At 60.1% G+C, this 16,618-nt stretch carries 17 protein-coding genes; 11 read left to right on the top strand and 6 right to left on the bottom strand.

Annotation, left to right across the window (positions count from 1 at the left end):
- Positions 1–61: 61 nt before the first annotated feature.
- From pstC to CFE428DRAFT_RS07305, 6 genes are all read left to right on the top strand, one after another.
- Positions 62–1,678, top strand: coding sequence for a phosphate ABC transporter permease subunit PstC (gene pstC / locus CFE428DRAFT_RS07330; protein ID WP_006978859.1), 1,617 nt, complete (start codon positions 62–64; stop codon positions 1,676–1,678).
- A gap of 4 nt (positions 1,679–1,682) precedes the next feature.
- On the top strand, positions 1,683–2,795 hold the full coding sequence (pstA, locus tag CFE428DRAFT_RS07325; protein ID WP_006978858.1) for a phosphate ABC transporter permease PstA: 1,113 nt from the start codon (positions 1,683–1,685) through the stop codon (positions 2,793–2,795).
- A 35-nt stretch (positions 2,796–2,830) separates the two neighbouring features.
- A complete protein-coding gene (gene pstB, locus CFE428DRAFT_RS07320) occupies positions 2,831–3,646 on the top strand; it encodes a phosphate ABC transporter ATP-binding protein PstB (protein ID WP_131989897.1) in 816 nt (271 codons plus the stop codon).
- A 38-nt stretch (positions 3,647–3,684) separates the two neighbouring features.
- Positions 3,685–4,380 (top strand): phosphate signaling complex protein PhoU, encoded by a 696-nt coding sequence (gene phoU, locus CFE428DRAFT_RS07315; protein ID WP_006978856.1) that lies wholly within the window; start codon positions 3,685–3,687, stop codon positions 4,378–4,380.
- A gap of 132 nt (positions 4,381–4,512) precedes the next feature.
- Complete coding sequence (locus CFE428DRAFT_RS07310; RefSeq protein WP_006978855.1) at positions 4,513–5,151, top strand: DUF47 domain-containing protein; 639 nt, start codon at positions 4,513–4,515, stop codon at positions 5,149–5,151.
- Between the two features lie 35 nt (positions 5,152–5,186).
- On the top strand, positions 5,187–6,254 hold the full coding sequence (locus CFE428DRAFT_RS07305) for an inorganic phosphate transporter (protein ID WP_006978854.1): 1,068 nt from the start codon (positions 5,187–5,189) through the stop codon (positions 6,252–6,254).
- A 50-nt stretch (positions 6,255–6,304) separates the two neighbouring features.
- Here CFE428DRAFT_RS07305 and eboE read toward each other — a convergent pair whose 3' ends face one another.
- Genes eboE through CFE428DRAFT_RS07290 form a run of 3 tightly spaced genes read right to left on the bottom strand, consistent with a single transcriptional unit; the run spans position 6,305 to position 9,953 of the window.
- Positions 6,305–7,501, bottom strand: coding sequence for a metabolite traffic protein EboE (eboE, locus tag CFE428DRAFT_RS07300; RefSeq protein ID WP_006978853.1), 1,197 nt, complete (start codon positions 7,499–7,501; stop codon positions 6,305–6,307).
- Positions 7,498–8,673: a 3-dehydroquinate synthase gene (locus tag CFE428DRAFT_RS07295; protein WP_006978852.1), complete on the bottom strand. Its 1,176-nt coding sequence runs from the start codon at positions 8,671–8,673 to the stop codon at positions 7,498–7,500. The genes eboE and CFE428DRAFT_RS07295 overlap by 4 nt, the downstream gene beginning before the upstream one ends.
- The gene (locus CFE428DRAFT_RS07290; protein ID WP_006978851.1) at positions 8,670–9,953 is read right to left on the bottom strand and encodes an alkaline phosphatase family protein; all 1,284 of its coding nucleotides are present in this window, start codon (positions 9,951–9,953) and stop codon (positions 8,670–8,672) included. The genes CFE428DRAFT_RS07295 and CFE428DRAFT_RS07290 overlap by 4 nt, the downstream gene beginning before the upstream one ends.
- A gap of 308 nt (positions 9,954–10,261) precedes the next feature.
- On the opposite strand from CFE428DRAFT_RS07290, the gene CFE428DRAFT_RS07285 reads away from it, so the two are divergent.
- Both CFE428DRAFT_RS07285 and CFE428DRAFT_RS07280 read left to right on the top strand, forming a co-directional pair.
- Positions 10,262–10,675, top strand: coding sequence for a hypothetical protein (locus tag CFE428DRAFT_RS07285; RefSeq protein ID WP_006978850.1), 414 nt, complete (start codon positions 10,262–10,264; stop codon positions 10,673–10,675).
- Between the two features lie 35 nt (positions 10,676–10,710).
- Positions 10,711–11,052 carry a DUF6717 family protein gene (locus CFE428DRAFT_RS07280; RefSeq protein ID WP_006978849.1) on the top strand — a complete coding sequence of 114 codons (342 nt, stop codon included), beginning with the start codon at positions 10,711–10,713 and terminating at the stop codon, positions 11,050–11,052.
- Positions 11,053–11,125: 73 nt separating this feature from the next.
- Here CFE428DRAFT_RS07280 and CFE428DRAFT_RS07275 read toward each other — a convergent pair whose 3' ends face one another.
- The 3 genes from CFE428DRAFT_RS07275 to CFE428DRAFT_RS07265 form a co-directional block, all read right to left on the bottom strand.
- On the bottom strand, positions 11,126–11,386 hold the full coding sequence (locus tag CFE428DRAFT_RS07275) for a hypothetical protein (RefSeq protein WP_006978848.1): 261 nt from the start codon (positions 11,384–11,386) through the stop codon (positions 11,126–11,128).
- Positions 11,387–11,449: 63 nt separating this feature from the next.
- Complete coding sequence (gene pyrE, locus CFE428DRAFT_RS07270; RefSeq protein ID WP_006978847.1) at positions 11,450–12,019, bottom strand: orotate phosphoribosyltransferase; 570 nt, start codon at positions 12,017–12,019, stop codon at positions 11,450–11,452.
- Between the two features lie 3 nt (positions 12,020–12,022).
- On the bottom strand, positions 12,023–12,403 hold the full coding sequence (locus CFE428DRAFT_RS07265) for a RidA family protein (RefSeq protein ID WP_006978846.1): 381 nt from the start codon (positions 12,401–12,403) through the stop codon (positions 12,023–12,025).
- A gap of 240 nt (positions 12,404–12,643) precedes the next feature.
- Between CFE428DRAFT_RS07265 and CFE428DRAFT_RS07260 the strand changes: the two genes are divergently transcribed.
- The 3 genes from CFE428DRAFT_RS07260 to CFE428DRAFT_RS07250 all read left to right on the top strand — a co-directional run bounded on the left by CFE428DRAFT_RS07260 (position 12,644) and on the right by CFE428DRAFT_RS07250 (position 16,616).
- Positions 12,644–13,963 carry a sigma-54-dependent transcriptional regulator gene (locus CFE428DRAFT_RS07260; protein ID WP_006978845.1) on the top strand — a complete coding sequence of 440 codons (1,320 nt, stop codon included), beginning with the start codon at positions 12,644–12,646 and terminating at the stop codon, positions 13,961–13,963.
- Between the two features lie 347 nt (positions 13,964–14,310).
- A complete protein-coding gene (locus tag CFE428DRAFT_RS07255) occupies positions 14,311–16,119 on the top strand; it encodes a HAMP domain-containing sensor histidine kinase (RefSeq protein ID WP_006978843.1) in 1,809 nt (602 codons plus the stop codon).
- Positions 16,116–16,616, top strand: a complete 501-nt coding sequence (locus tag CFE428DRAFT_RS07250; RefSeq protein WP_006978842.1) for a sigma-54-dependent transcriptional regulator — start codon at positions 16,116–16,118, stop codon at positions 16,614–16,616. The genes CFE428DRAFT_RS07255 and CFE428DRAFT_RS07250 overlap by 4 nt, the downstream gene beginning before the upstream one ends.
- Positions 16,617–16,618: the final 2 nt, after the last annotated feature.

The following is a 16,618-nucleotide window of genomic DNA, read 5'->3' as shown; positions in this document are numbered from 1 at the left end:
GGATTGTTTGGACCAATTAAATTCCAGACACGAGTAGCGCTCTTCCAGTAGAAACCCTTTCATGCCCACTGCGTCATCCACAGCTTTCGCCCCGACTCGCTCGGTTGGAGATGCGTTGCTCAATCGAAATCGGTTCCGGATCCTTGGGCTGACTCCGGACGACATCATCAAGTATTTCTTCAACGGCAATGCCATCGTTGCGGTGGTGGTGCTGGCGTTGATTACCATCTTCCTTTTCCGGGAAGGGGTCGGCTTTTTTGGCAAGAGCCAGCGCGACTTGCGGCTCTACCGGTTGGCCGGGCTCGAGTATGTGGATTTCATTCGGCATGAGGTGGACGAACACACCGCCATGACGCGGGATCTGAACGCCGCGCGGTTGGCGGAGTTTCAGAAGCTCACGGCCGAAGGCAAGACGCCGGAACAGGTGACCGCGGCGCTGGCTTCGTTCGATGCTTTTGCCAATGCCTTTGGCGATTCCATCGAAGACGTGCGTGGCACGCTTTCGGATCTTTCGGACGTGGCGATTGCCACCAAGACCAAGGCCCGGGTGAATGAGGACCGGGAAGAGCAGAGAGACATGCTGCTCAGTGCCGGCAAGAAGGAGGAGGCGGACAAGATTGAGATTGCCCCGGTGAACTTCGCGGCCGAGACGGGCGTAATGAAGGGGACGTTACCCGCCTTTCGCAAGGTCAACGATCAATTTGCGGACAAACTGGGAGCGGCGCTGCAAAGCTCTCCCCACGTGGCCGATCCGAAATTCCAGGCGAAGATCGACGCGGTGCACGCCAAGGCCCGGGCGCTGATCGCCTCCCTCCCGCAGATCGAAAAGAACATGGAGAACTGGAATTACGACGCACCGGTGCCGGCTTCCAAGGCGGTGACTTCCTTTCTCTTCGGGCGCGAATGGCTGACCGCCAGCTTCTGGCAGGATTGGTATGGAATCGTGCCGCTCTTCGTGGGCTCGCTGCTGGTCTCGATCATCGCGCTGGCCATCGCAGTGCCGCTGGGAATCTCGGCGGCGATCTATGTGAGCGAAATCGCCGGGCCGCGGGAGAAGGGCATCGTCAAACCGTATATCGAATTCATCTCCGCAATTCCCTCGGTGGTCCTCGGCTTTTTTGGCATCGCGGTGCTGGGGACCGCGCTGCGCTGGCTGTCGCAGACGCCGGCCTTGAGCTGGTTTCCGGGGTTCCCGATGAGCGAGCGGCTGAACGCGTTGACGGCGGGTTGCCTGCTGGCTCTGATCTCGATCCCGACCATTTTTTCCCTCGCGGAAGACGCGCTCAACAACGTCCCAAAGCACTTCAAGGAAGCCTCCTATGCGCTGGGGGCGAATCGCTTCCAGACCATCGTGCGGGTGCTCGTGCCGGCTTCGCTGTCGGGCATCATCTCGGCGGTGCTGCTCGGCTTCGGCCGCGTGATCGGCGAGACGATGATCGTGTTGCTCTGTGCGGGCAACCGCATCGCCATTCCCGACTTCACACAGGGGCTCGGTGCCTTCTTCCAGCCGGTGCATACCATGACGGGCATCATCGCCCAGGAGATGGGCGAGGTGGTGAAGGGCGGCATCCACTATCGCGCGCTCTTTATGGTGGGCGTGGTGCTCTTCACACTTTCGCTGGTCATCAATTACGTGGCGCAGCGGATCGTCCATCGCTATCGCATTTCCATCGGGTAAGGCCATGAACGCTCCAGTCAATCCCTTCGTTGCCCGCAAGTCGTCGGCTCGCACCATCGAGCACATCGCGTTCGGCTTTTTCCGCACGGCGACCTATTTCATCCTGATCTGCGCGGCGGTCATCTTCGGGTTCATCTTCGTCAAAGGTGGGCAGACGGTATTCCGTTCGAGCTTCCCGTTCGTCAATGTGCCCTTCCTCACGCAGGCGCCGGAGACGTTGTATGTTTTCCAATTCGAGGGGAAGAAGATGGAACTCGGGGACCGGGACTTCCGAAAGTTCAAGGAGGAGCGCCACATCAAGGACATCCCGGCGGAGAGTTACGTTTACAGTTCGGGTGGAATCTTCCCGTGCATCGTCGGCACGGTGCTGCTGGTCATCGGGTCGATGGCTATCGCGCTTTTCATCGGTATCAGCAGCGCGATCTATCTCAACGAGTACAGCAAGCAGGGGAGATTTGTGCACTTCGTCCGGTTGGCCATTTTGAACCTCGCAGGGGTGCCTTCGATTGTCTTCGGCCTGTTCGGTTTCGCCCTGTTCGTGATGTTCATGCCGATGTTGCAGGACTTTCGGAATCCGACGGTGCTGAGCTTTCCAGTGGGCTTTGGGCACTATCTGAATTTCTCCGGCTGGAACGTGTGCCTGCTTTCCGGTTGGTTCACGCTGGCCTTCATGGCCTTGCCGGTAGTGATCACGGCCAGCGAGGAATCGCTCAAGTCGGTGCCGAAGGGTTTTCGCGAGGGTTCGCTGGCACTGGGAGCGACGAAATGGCAGACCATTCGCACGAATGTCCTGCCCTACGCACTGCCGGGAATGCTGACGTCGTCCATCCTCGGTATCGCGCGCGTGGCGGGGGAGACGGCGCCGATCATGTTCACCGCGGCCTATGTCATTCGCGATAAGATGCCCTGGCAGGTCGACCACCCGATGGACTTCTTTTTCCAGGGCGTGATGGCCCTGCCGTATCACATCTATGTGGTCAGCTCGAAGATCCCGCAGAACGAATACACCGAGCGGGTGCAATATGGTGCGGCCTTCGTTTTTTTGGTTATCGTCATGGGTATCGCCCTGACCTCCATTCTGCTGCGTATCAAAATGAGGAATCGTTACCGCTGGTAGCGATCCGCCTGCCCAGGATGCCTTCCAACTTTCCCATGAAGCTGCCCGACACCGCTCCGATGCCCCACGCTGCCCTAGCACCGCCCGAGGAAAGCTCGACGATGATCGAGGTCGAAAACCTGGATTTTTACTACGGCCAGGCGCGTGCGTTGCACGAGATCAACATCAGCATCCCCGCGAACAAGGTGACGGCGTTCATCGGGCCCTCCGGTTGCGGCAAGTCTACGCTGCTGCGGTGCTTCAATCGCATGAACGACCTGGTGGATATTGCCCGGATCGGCAAAGGGCGCGTCCGCATTCACGGGATCGACATCTACGATCCCGATGTGGATGTCATCTCACTGCGCCGGCAAGTGGGCATGGTCTTCCAGAAGTCGAATCCGTTTCCGAAATCGATCTACGAGAACATCACCTACGGCCTGGAGATTCAGGGCATCAGCGATCGCAAGCGGCTCGACGAAGTGGTCGAGAAGAGTCTGCGGGGCGCGGCCCTATGGGACGAGGTGAAAGACCGCCTGCACACCAGCGGCCTCGGGCTTTCCGGCGGCCAGCAGCAGCGCCTGTGCATTGCGCGAGCGATTGCGGTCGAGCCGAGCATCATCCTCATGGACGAGCCGTGTTCGGCGCTGGACCCGATTGCGACTTCCAAGGTCGAGGAACTGATCCAGCAGTTGAAGGGCAAATACACGATCGTCATCGTGACCCATAACATGCAGCAGGCCGGTCGCTGCTCGGATAACACGGCTTTCTTTTACCTGGGTAAACTAATCGAGTTTGCCAAAACGGAAAAAATCTTCACAAATCCTTCGCAAAGACAGACGGAAGATTACATTACGGGACGTTTCGGTTGATGACCGCTGGCCCCCTTTGACCTCAACCGAGAGTAGATATGAGCCAATTTTGGGAACAACAACTCGCCGACATCCGCGAGCAATTGCTGATGATGTCTGGCCTCACGGAACGCAATCTGGCGCTGGCCATGCGGGCGCTCGTGGAGCGCGACGACAAGCTGTGCGATACCGTGGAAGCGGAGGATTCGCAGATTGATCACCTCGAGATCCAGATCGACGAAATGGTCATCACCTACATGGCCACGCACGGCCCCATCGCCCGGGATTGCCGGATGATGCTGACCACCTCGAAGATTTCCAACAACCTGGAGCGCATCGCCGACCAGGCGACGAAGATCGCCCGCCGCTCCCGGGAGTTGAATACCGAGCCGCTGCTCAAGCCGCTCATCGATATTCCGCTGATGGCGGAGATCGCGCAGGAGATGTTGCGGGACAGCATCACGGCCTTTGTCGATGCGAATAATGAGCTCGCGATCGAGATCATTGCGCGGGACCGTTCCGTGGACAGCATCAACAAGCAGCTCGAGCGTGAACTCACCGGCTACATGGTGGAGAACCCGAAGAGCATTACCCGGGCGTTGAATCTCATGACCGTGGCCCGGGCGATCGAGCGAGTGGCCGATCACGCCACGAACATCGCCGAGGAGGTTTTCTATCTCTACAAGGGGCAGGACATCCGCCACGAGCCTTCCCTGAAACAGCCCGTCCCGCCTCCAGGGAAAGATAAGGAATAGCGGAAGGACGCGCTCCTGCGCGTTCCCACGCTTTTTAAATGGGAACGCGCTGGAGCGCATCCCTCCGAGTTCCGTAACGCAATCGTGACATTGGCTTGCCTGAGGCGGCTGGACTGATATGCCTGCGGCATTATGTCCGCCCTTCAACGCATTTTCGGCCGCGATACCAAGTTTTACGACCTGCTCGAGAGCGGGGCCGCCGCGGCCAAGCAGAGCGCTTCGATTCTCGTCGCCCTCTTTCCCAAGCTGAGTGCGGGGGGCTCGAACGAAATCCTTTCCGACCTCTCCCAGGAGCGCCGCAAGCACAAGCGCATCAGTCAGCGGACAACCGAGGAGCTGTGCCAGAACTTCGTCACGCCGCTGGAACGGGAGGACATCGAGGCGCTCTCGACGGCGCTCTACAAAATCACCAAGACCGTGGAGAAGATCGGGGAACGGCTCCTCATCAGCCCCCCCGGTACGGATCTGAGCCTCGTCTCGCGGCAGATCACGATGCTCGAAAAGGCCGCCGAGGTCGTGGTCACCATGGTCACGCAAATCCGCGCCAAGAGCCACGGCGAGGAAATCCGCGACGCCTATGAGCGACTGCAGACCATCGAGGGCGATGCCGACAAGCTCATGAACGAACTGCTTCGGGAACTTTACCACGGCAGCAGCGACGCCCGGGTGGTGGTCTTTTGGAAGGACCTCTACGAACTGTTGGAGAAGGGGATCGATCGGTGCCGCGATGCCGGCTACGTCGTCTTCCATGTGGCGCTGAAATATTCCTGAGCGCAGGCGCGTTCAAGGTCCGGAACTTTTCCCCGATGCTCCTCTTTTTCTTCGTCCTGCTGGCCGCGCTGGCTTTCGAATACATCAACGGTTTTCACGATACCGCGAATGCCATCGCGACTGTGGTCTCGACCAAAGTCCTGACCCCGCGCCAGGCCATCCTGCTGGCCACCGTGGCCAATCTCATCGGCGCTTTTCTCGGTGAGGCCGTCGCCAAGACGATCGGCCAGGGGCAGGTGGACACGCATGTGGTGACGATGATGACGATCCTCGCCGCACTGGTTGGCGCCATCCTTTGGAACCTGCTTACATGGTGGATCGGCCTGCCTTCCAGCTCCAGTCACGCCCTCATTGGCGGCCTGTGCGGGGCGGCACTCGCGACCAGCGGCGGCAACTGGAGCGTGCTCATTTGGGATCGCGTGACGGTCAAGGGCGCGGATGGCCTTTGGCCGAAGGTGATCAAGCCGATGATCCTTTCGCCGTTCTTTGGTTTTGTCATCGGTTTCCTGCTCATGGCGATCATCACGGCGTGCGTCTTGAACTGGCGCCCGCGCACGGTGAATGGCGTTTTCGGCAAACTGCAGGTCGTGAGCGCGGCGTGGATGGGCCTCAGCCACGGCACGAACGACGCGCAGAAGACCATGGGCATCATCGCGCTGGCACTGTTCACCGGCACGACTGCCGGCTCATTCGATCATCTTCCCGCTTGGCTGGGCTTTCTGCACACGCCGGAGTTCAAGATCAGCGCGTGGGTGAAAATCGTCTGTGCGCTCACCATGGCCTCGGGAACTGCGGCCGGCGGATGGCGCATTATCCGCACCATGGGGCACAAGATGGTGCGGTTGCAGCCGGTGCATGGGTTCGCCGCGGAGACGACGGCAGGCGCGATCATTTTCACCGCCTCGCACTTCGGTATTCCGCTTTCGACCACCCACGTGATCTCGACCTCGATCATGGGCGTCGGTGCGATGAAACGCTTCAGCGCCGTGAAGTGGGGCCTTGTGCACCGCATCGTTTGGGCGTGGGTGCTGACGATTCCAATTACCGGGCTGCTCGGTTATGTGCTGGCCCAAGCGTTCCTGCTCTTCGGCGTCGGGAAGTAATCCGTTTCCGCTCGCTCAAAAGGGGAGCACGCCGGAGCGCGTCCCTCCGCTTATTCCAAATGCTCCATGGCCCACGCATATTCGCGGGCCACGCTCCTCACCACATCCCCGGGATGCACTTCCGGCGGGAGCACGTCGAACGTGTAGGTCTCGATCTCGAGATGCGAGGTGATGCCCTGATGCAGCTCGTTGAAAAAATCCGGGGTGAGCGTATTGACCGTCGACTGCAGCGGCCCCGCGCCATTGAAGAACAGCGGCACATGGAAATGCACCCGCAGTTCCTGCACATCCGGGAAGCCCGGCAATTCCTCCAGCGCCGTGGGCAGATCGTACCACGAGAAAAGCGACCCCGAAGCCGCCTGGCCTTTTACCTGATGCAGGTAGACCGGCTCGGAAAACGAACGCAGCGCTTCCCAACTTTCGGCATTGGATTGCGCGCGCAGCGCCGCGCTGAGCTGGACCTTGGAAATGCGAATACCCTCCGCCTTGTAAGCGCGCAGCGATTCCGTGAGGTCTTCCCCTTGCAACGCGACGTGGCACGTATCGAAGCACACGCCGAGATGCTGGCGCATCATCGCTTCGGCATCCGACCGATAGCACTTCAAGATGCGCGCGACTTCCTGCGTGCCAGAGGTGAAAAGGACGTCCTTGAAGAACGAGATCGTCTCCGCCGTGGTCTCGAGATAGCAGTCCGGCTCGGGTTCGAGACCGAGGTGGATATCGCGTCCGGTGTCCTCACGCAACGCCGCGAGGTAAGCCACCACTGCTGCGAGATTATCCACGAGTGTTTGCACATCGCCGTTGCCATTGATCCATGGCTTGAACGAGCACGGCACCGTGCTGATGCTGCCGTCGATTCCTTCGGGCAGCCAGCCGGAGAGCAGATCGGCGAGCTGCATCGTGTAGTGCAGGCGCTCGGGCGTCCGCCAATCGGGTGCGTAGACATTCTCCTTCACCGGGCCATCGTGAAAACGCCCATAGGGGAAGCCGTTGATCGTGAACGGATAAATCTGGTTCTCGGAAAAAAACTCCAGCGCCTGGGCGCGCAGCTCGGCGTTATTGGTCAGCTCCTCGGCTGCTTGGTGTGCAATACGCAAACCTACGCCGAACCATTGTCCAGGGGCAACCGCCTGCCGAATGGCCAGCGTTTTCTCCTGCAACGCAGCGAGATTTTCCGCCCAGCTCTCGCCAGGATGGATGTTGAGACAGTAGGTAAGATGGAGGGGAGGACGTTGCTGGATGATCATCGGTCTCGCGCGAGCACCGAGAGTTCCTGCAGTGCCAGCTCCATCAAGGCAAGATCGATTTCATGAACTTCGTGTCTGGCGCCCAGCCCGCGAGGGAAGGTTACGGTCAATTCTCCCCCTAAATGCTCCTGAAAATCGCGTAAACCGCCGAAAATCGTCCGTAGACCATCGGCTTCACGCCGATCCAGCTCTTCAAACCACAGTCGGAAGCCGCTTCGGCGGAATCCATCACGGATTTGACCCAATTCCTCGGCGGTCAGCCACCCTTTTTTCTCCGCGTAGATGGAATCGAGCAAGACACCGGTGGCCACGGCCTGGCCGTGCGAAATGGCAAACCCGGACATCAGTTCCAGTTTATGGGCGGACCAGTGGCCGAAATCCAACGGACGCGCCCGGCCATATTCGAAGGGGTCGCCATTGGTGCGGATGTGCTCGAGATGGATCTCGGCGCAGCGAATCACCAACCGCTGCATCGCCTCAAAATTGCGCGCCGGGTATTTCTCGGCCTCCGCGACGAGCTCGGAGAAGAACTGTCGGTCACGAATGATCGAGACCTTGAATGCCTCGGCCACGCCGCAGAGCCAGTCGCGATCGGGCAGGGTGAGGAGGAAATCGAAGTCGTTCAGCACCGCAAAGGGCGGGGCGAAAGTGCCAATGGCGTTTTTGCCGCCGAGGAAATTGACGCCATTCTTCACGCCCACGCCGGCGTCGTTTTGCCCCAGCACGGTGGTCGGCACGCGGATCTGGCGCAGACCCCGATGCACCAGAGCGGCGGCCAGGCCCACGGCGTCCATGACGGCGCCGCCGCCCACGATGATCACGAAAGCCTGCCGATCGAGATGGGCATCGAGCATCTGGCGCATGAACTGGTCGACCAGGTGAAAGTCGTTCTTGATCGCCTCGCCGCCAGGCACGAGGCACGGCGCGGCGACCAGCTCGAGCTTGGCCGGATGCGCGGTAAAGTAAGTGGTGATCTGCCGGGTGAGCGCGGGGAGATTCTCGGCCACCTGGCTGTCCACGAAAACCATGGCGCGATGCCGGCGGTGTTCGGAGCGACGATCCATCGCGGCGACGAGCACGGGATTCGCCGGGTCAAACAGCGCGTGGGTGAAGACGACGGGAAAGTCCCAGCTGACGTCGATGCGCTGCAGGACGGTGTGGGTGGAAGTCATGGGCGGGCCTCCATCCATTGCTGCGTCGCCTTGGCGATCTCGAGGAACGTGGTCGGTGCGGGATCGAGGGCGAGCGACGACGACCAGGCGACCTCGAAGCCGGGTCCGACATGGCCGTGGGCGCCGTGGATCTTCCGCGTATCGAAGCTCACGCTGCCGGGTGGCCACCCGAAGAAAAGTTCGCACGGATCGTAGCCCGGCTTGTTGTGGATATCCACATGGCTGGCGTAGTCCGGCGCCTCCTTTTTCTCAAACCATGGGTAGGCAAACCACGCGCCCGCTTCCGCGACCGCGACGAGATCGCCGCTGCGCCGATGTCCGATGCCGCGCGCTTCCTGCGCCGGGCGGTCGAGCACTTCGGCCACGCCGGGGAGTGCTTCGAGGCAGGTCTTCGCTTTGGCGACCGTCTCCGCATTGCGGCAATAGACGTGGGCGACCTGATGATCAACCACGGCAAACGCCGGGCTGGTGAAGAAATCCGTGTAAGCCATCTGGCGAATATCGCGCACCTGGAAGAGTCCCGCTTCACGCAACGCGCGATTTGGAAACACCGCGCCGCGTTGCACCGGTTCGATGGCGTAGTCGCCGACGAAAATCCAGTCGTAGCCGAAGTCGTTGCAGGCTGCTTTCAAGCGCGTGAGATAACCGAGGAGGATATCGAGCGCCTTTTCTGCCTGTTCGCTCTTCGGCCCGTGCCGCTGCAGATCGTAGTCGAGGTGCGGGATGTAGGTGAGCAGAAGGTCAGGGGCAAGATCGGGCTGGCCCATAACAGTTATGACAGCGTCCACGATCCAATCGCTCGATTTGTAATTCGCGAGTGGGCCCCAGTAGTTCATCAAATTGAAGGGCCGGCCGATGATTTCATTCAGCCGCGTCTCCAGCGAAGCGGGCTGGGTGTAGCAGGACTGGATCATGCCGCCGCTGTGCTTGTGGATCGGCGCGGGCGTCACGACCAGGTCCACCTCCTCGCCCATGCTCTGCTGCCAGAACATCATGCCGACCTTCTTCCCGCTGGCGCGGAATTTTTCCCAGATGCGCGGCCCTTCGCAGAGCGCGGCACTTTGCTCCCAAAAAAGCACCTTGGTCAGGTCCTTGAAAAAGAGACCATTGGCCACGATGCCGTGTTGCCCGGCGGGGGCGGCAGTGCGGAAGCTGGCTTGGGCGGTGCAGGTGAGCGCGGGCCAGGCGGCCTGTGCCGGCCGGAACTCGGGCAGATGCGACACGAGGTTCCAGCCGAAGGCGGCGATATCAACGACGAGAAGTTTTTTCGAAGCGGTCAAGAGGGGTTTTACGGAAGGGACGAATAGAGAAGCACGAATATGACAAATGGCCAGCAATCGACGCGCGTTTTGAAATTTTGCCTAAGAGACTGTGAAATAAAGCGGCAGCGAGATTATTTGGCCCGCGAATCACACAGATGACGCCAATGAAAAATACGCCCATTTGTGTCATTCGCGTAATTCGCGGGCACTTTTTTCACAGTCTCTAAGAAGAGAGCGGGAGCAGAGCGGAAAAGGTGCGGGAGCGCGTTCCTTCGATTGTCTCGCCTGTTCCGCACTGCGCCGCTAGATTCTGGCGCCTGCCCCATATGAGTGCCCTATCGCTGCAAGCCCGACGGTGGATCCTGACCTGCATCGCGCTGTGCTTCACCGTGGGCGGAGTCATCGCCGCAGTGCAAGTGTTGCGGATCGGGCCGCAGGAAAGTGCCCAATTTCCTGTCGTGGCCTGGTCCTCCATGAAAACCAGTTCGCCTTTGGAAGCTTCGGTAATCGCCATTACCGGCCTCTTGCTGCTCTTGCGTGTGCGTCTGGCCCGGTTGATTGCCCGCGTCTTTCTTTTCTTTTTGTCCCTGATCAATCTCTTTTGGGCCGCCATTGCAGGGCTCGGCACGGACTGGCGTCAGCCCGTCTTTGCTGTGCTCAGCGTCCTTGCTACCAGCCTCGCGCTGGCCTTTCTCTCCCATCCGGAAACGAAGCGTCTTTTCGAGCGCAGCGCACCGTAATCCCGGACCCGGCGTGCCTTTTCTTTAAACCGCTTATGAATTCACTGTTCGCCATCGCGCCCTATCAATTCGAGGGCATGTGGGTCTTCGACGATCCGCGGGTCGATCTCCATCAGGAACCGTTTGTCAGTGGGGCGGATACCATCATCGATGCCCTGACCGCAGATATGCCCGCGGCGGCGGAAGGCTTCAAAATGATCTTCTCCCCGCAGGGTTTTCCAGGCTTCACCGCCCGCTTTGTTTGGGACCGCGAGGAGTATGGCGGCAACTGGTATCGCTGGCCGGAACGCGATATGGAGGGCTGGCTCTGTCCGGCACTCTTCAAGTATTTCGAGAAAGCGCCGAAAGAACTCTACGTGAAGGTCTCGCCGAAGTGATCGTCAAAGCGGTGGAACGGCGCGGCGTAATTCCTCTAACCGCGAGAGCGTTCCGTGGGTGGTACACCCCCGCTCATGTCACGGACCGATAAATGCCGTGTTCATCGATACGTCGGCGGATGGCGAGGCGTCGGTTCACCTCGGCTTCGATTTCAGCGTTCGTCGCGTGAGGGTGTTCGCCGCGAATTCCTTCCCGGGTCAATTCCAAGGCCGCTTCGAAAAGGTCGAAGCCATCGAGTGACAGCACGCCGGGTTGCTTGCTGGCGCGCGCGCGCAATACTTTCTCGCGAAAGATTTCGTCGATGAGCGGCTGGAATTCGTTGGGCGGGCCCATGTCTCGCCAAGCTATCGCGAATGCGGCCGGGAGGGGAGCGGAAATCTTGCGCGAGTGACCGCTTTACTTACTCCCCGGCTTGGTCACGGGGATGGCGGCGAGGTCGGGCGGGAGCTTGTTCGGTTCGTAGGTCTCGACGTTGAGCTGGGTCAGCGAGACAAACGGGCAGCCGAAGTCCGGGAGCAGACCACCGCTGCGATCGACGACCGCGGCGACCGCGGTGACGATGCCGCCATGAGCCTTGACGATATCGATGGTCTCCTGCACGCGACCGCCGCGGGTGACGACGTCCTCCGCGACGATGAAACGCGTGCCGGGATTGATCTCAAAACCACGGCGCAGGACGAGCTTGCCGTCTTCCTTCTCGACAAAGATGTGTGGCTTGCCGAGGGCGCGAGCTACTTCATGACCGACGATGATGCCACCGAGCGCCGGCGAGATGACCCGCTCGGCTTCGATCTCGCGCAGTTTGTCCGCCAGGGCGGCGCAGACGCGTGCGGCGATCTGCGTGTGCTGGAGGAGCAGGGCGCACTGGAAATACTGGCGCGAGTGCAGCCCGCTGCGCAGCACGAAATGGCCGTCGAGGAGGGCGTTGGTGGAGCGGAAGAGTTCGAGGAGTTCGGCGCTTTTCATGGCCTATTCAGCAGCGGCGATGATCTCGATCTCGACTTGCGAACCGCGGGGAAGGCCGGCGACCTGGATGGTGGAGCGCGCCGGGAAGGGCTCGGTGAAATAGCGCGAGTAGACGGCGTTCATCAGGGCGAAATTCGCAAGGTCCGTGAGGAAGACCGTGGTTTTTACGACGTTGGCGAAGGTCATGCCGTTGGCCTTGAGGACGGCGGCGATATTCTGGCAGACGCGCTCGGTCTGCGCGGTGACGTCGGTGCCGACGAGTTCGCCGGTGGAAGGATCCAGCGGGATCTGGCCGGCGGCGAAAAGGAAGTTGCCCAGGGCAATGGCTTGCGAATAAGGGCCGACGGCGGCGGGAGCTTCGGTAGAGGCGATGACTTTCTTCATAAAAATGGGGCGTGAGGCTAGGCGCTACACCGCGGGGTGTCAAAGGGAGAAGGAGGGGAGAAAACATCCAACATCCAACGCCCAACATCGAACATCCAATGGGGGAATCTTTCGCCCGTTAGGTGGAAGAATGCGTTCTCTGCTCGGACCCATTGGATGTTGGGCGTTGGGTGTTGGACGTTGGATGTTCTGTCTTTTTTAATGGAATTCCGCCCGCCGTTGCCGTGTAACTGCCGGCAAATGCGCATCCTCATCGTCGACGACGAGAAGAACATCCGCCGCACGCTGACCGTGGCGCTGGAATCGATGGAGCACGAAGTGTCGAGCGCCACGAATAGCGCGCTGGCGCTCGCGGAATTGAAGGCCCATCCCTACGACGTGGTGTTGCTCGATCTGCGGCTCAGCCAGGAAAGCGGGCTCAATGTGCTCGAGGAAATCCTGCAAGTGGCGCCGCGGGTTTCCGTGGTGATGGTGACGGCCTACGCCTCGGTGGAGACGGCGGTGGAGGCGATGCGGCGCGGGGCATTCGATTATCTGCCCAAGCCATGCACGCCCGATCAGGTGCGGCAGGTGCTCGGGCGGATCGAGAAGACGCGAAAGCTGGAGCGCCGGGTGGCCGAACTGGAATCGCGGCTCGGCACGGAAGGGCCGGAGATCGATCTCACTTCGCAATCGCCGACGATGCAGAAGGCCCTCGACGTCGCTTTCAAAGCGGCGGGAAGCGAAGCCACGGTGCTGCTCCTCGGCGAAAGTGGCACGGGCAAGAGCGTGCTCGCGCGGGCGATGCACCAGCGCAGTCCGCGACGGACGGGTGCGTTTGTCACGGTGAGTTGCCCAAGTCTCTCGCGGGAGTTGCTGGAGAGCGACTTATTCGGCCACGTGAAGGGAGCATTTACCGGCGCGGTAGCCGATACCCAGGGTAAAGTCGCTGCGGCGGATGGCGGAACTCTATTTCTCGATGAGATCGGCGAACTCCCGCTGGAAATTCAGGCGAAGCTTTTGCGCCTTTTGCAGGAACGCGAATACGAGCGCGTGGGCGAGACGAAGCCCCGTCGGGCCAATGTTCGCGTGATCTCGGCGACGAATCGCGACCTCACTCAAGCGGTCGCTGCGGGGAAATTTCGCGAAGATCTGTTTTACCGGCTGAATGTGATTTCGCTGCGCCTCCCGCCGCTGCGTGAGCGGGTGAATGACATCGAGCGGCTGGCAATGATTCATTTGCGGTTTCTCGCCGGGCATTCGGGCAAGGATGTCCAAGGCTTTTCTTCCGAGGCCCTGGAGGCGATGCGGCAATACGCGTGGCCGGGGAATCTCCGCGAAATGCGCAATATCATCGAGCGGGCGGCGATCCTATGTAGCGGCGAATCGATCGAAGCGAGTGATCTCGCGGATAGCATTCAGCCGGGTTCGGAAATTCGTCTCGGCGGTAAATTCACTCTCGAACAAATCGAAGCGGAACACATTCGCCGGGTGGTGGCAAACACCCGCACGCTCGATGAAGCCGCGGAAGTGCTCGGGATCGACCCCGCGACGCTGTACCGCAAGCGCAAGAAATTGTAAGAGGCTGGCATGGCCCATGGGTCGTGCAAAATGCAACCTGACGGAACGGGTAATCATGCAGGTTGCATGATTCCAAAGACAGTGGTGAAAGAGTGGTGTGTTATAAGTGGCTGGTGTTAAGATGTTAACGATGTGGTGAAAGGCGGCTGGCACGGCGGGAGCTAAGAGGATGCGGCATGAACATTTCCACTCATTCGCAGCCCGCTACGGACCGCTTCCGTGGTGAAAAGCGAGTCGTTCGCCGCGCAAAGAATGCGCTGTGCGGCGCATCCGTCGTCGTCGTCACTGATATCAACCTGGAGTTCGCAAACTAGCCAGGCGAGCCCCGTGAGAGCAGGCTCAGCGGCATGAAGCAACGCATCTTCCTCGGTCTTACTCCGCTCTTCCTTTTGCTCATCGCGATGGGCGTCTACGCCGTCTCGCTCTTCGCCAAGCTCGGCAACAGTGTCGATGTCATCCTCCGCGAAAATTTCCGCAGCGTGATTGCCGGTCAGCAAATGAAAGAAACCGCTGAACGTATGGATTCCGCTCTCTTTTTCTCGCTCGTTGGCGAGGAGGAGCGTGCGCGGAAAATGTACGACCAGAATCTGCCGGAGTTCCGCGAAAGCCTCACTGTAGAGATGCATAACGTGACGCTGCCAGGTGAGGGTGAGCTCGCGAACAAGGTCCAGCAATTGCACGGGCATTACACGGAACGCGCGGAGGTATTCTGGCAGACGCGGGATATCCCGGCCCGGCGCAAAATGTATTTCGACGAGATGCTGCCGACGTTCACGGCGGTGAAGGATACCGCGCAGGAGATTATCAAGATCAACCAGGACAACATGGTGGACGCGGATCGCAAGGCTCGGGCGTTGAGCGAAAAGTCGACGCGTTACATGATCTTCGCGCTCTTGGTGGGCATCGCGGGCGCGGTTTATTTTGCGGCGAGGCTGCAACGCTCGATTCTCGAGCCGATCCAGGCGTTGAGAACGGTCTCCAAGGAGCTGGGCGAGGGGAAGCTGGATCAGGTCGTCCCGGTGATGTCGCAGGATGAACTGGGGCAATTGGCCGATGCGTTCAACAAGATGGCCACGAAGCTGCGGGCTTACCGGCAGGTGATGGGTGACCAGATCCTCCAGGCACGGCAGATGACGGAGATCACGTTCTCCGCTTTTCCCGACCCGATCATTGTCGTGGCCGCGGATGGACGCGTGAATTTTGCCAATCCCGCGGCGAATACCTTTCTCTTCAAGCTGGGAATGAAAGACGGTTTGCCGCCTGGGGTGCAGGAGGAGGTGAATCGCATCGTCAAAGGTGCGCCGGATTATCTACCTACGAGCTTCGATCGCGTGATCGTCTTCCGCATCGATGAGCAGGAAGTCTTTGTCCTGCCACGGGTGATCGGGATGCGCGATGAAACCGGCAGTATCTTCGGAGCAGCGGTAGTGCTGCAGGATGTCACGCGCCTGCGCCTGCTCGATGAGGTGAAGACGAATCTCGTCTCGACGGTGAGCCACGAGTTGAAGACGCCACTGACCAGCGTGCGCATGGGGCTGCATCTCCTCCTCGAGGAACGCATCGGCTCGCTCAATCCCAAGCAAACCGAACTCCTGCTCGCGGCGCGGGAGGATTCGGAGCGGCTTCTGCGCATGATTAACGATCTCCTCGATCTCGCGAAACTGGAATCCGGACGGACCGCGCTGCCGAGCCTCCCTATGGACCCGCGAGAGCTGATCGATAATGCACAGGACGATCTCCGGGCGCTGGTCGAATCGCGTGGCTCGAAGTTAGTCACGAAAGTCACCCCCGGCTTGCCCAGGGTTTCCGTGGATGCGCGGCAGGTCGCGCATGTCTTTTCGAATTTCGTCTCGAATGCGATCAAGCACACCAAGCCGGGGGAGGAGATCGTGCTGCGGGCGAAAAATCAGGACGGACGGGTGCGCTTCTCGGTGGTCGATCACGGGCCGGGTATCCCGATTCAATTTCAGGGACAGATTTTCGATCGCTTCTTTCGTCTGCCCGGTTCGGAAAGCACCGGCGCCGGACTGGGTCTCGCCATTGCCAGGGAGATCGTCCTCGCGCAAGGCGGCGTCATCGGCGTGCAGAGCGAGCCAGGCAAAGGCAGCGAATTCTATTTCGATCTGCCGGCCATCCCCACCGGAGGAATTACATGAGCAAACGAATTCTAGTCGTCGATGATGAGCCGAATGTGCGGCTCAGTTACCGGGTCACTTTGGAAACGGAAGGGTTGGCAGTGCGGGAGGCGGATTGCGCGGCCAGGGCATTGGATCGGTTGGCGGGCGAACATTTCGATCTCGCGATTTTGGATATGCGCATGCCGGAGATGGATGGCCTCGATCTCCTGGCCGAGATGCGCAAGCGGGGCTTCAAGACACCGGCCGTCATTATCACGGCCTATGGGGATATCCCGCACGCGGTGCGCGCCATGCAACTGGGGGCGATCGATTTTCTGCAAAAGCCACTCACTCCGGAAGCCCTGCGGAATCTCGTGGCCGAGATCCTGTCACGTCACGTGGTGGAAGGGGATCCGAATCACTCACCCAATACCTCGAGAAAAGTAAACGTTATGCCTGATATCCTCTGCACCGTCGCCACCGTCGGTTTCTTCGCCCTCATGATCGTCTTCATGTGGGCCTGCGAGAAGATCTAACA

The organism is Chthoniobacter flavus Ellin428, assembly GCF_000173075.1.
Taxonomy (GTDB): Bacteria; Verrucomicrobiota; Verrucomicrobiia; order Chthoniobacterales; family Chthoniobacteraceae; genus Chthoniobacter; species Chthoniobacter flavus.
The sequence above is the reverse complement of the archived record's forward strand: the minus strand, read 5'-3'. Positions and strand labels throughout refer to the sequence as shown.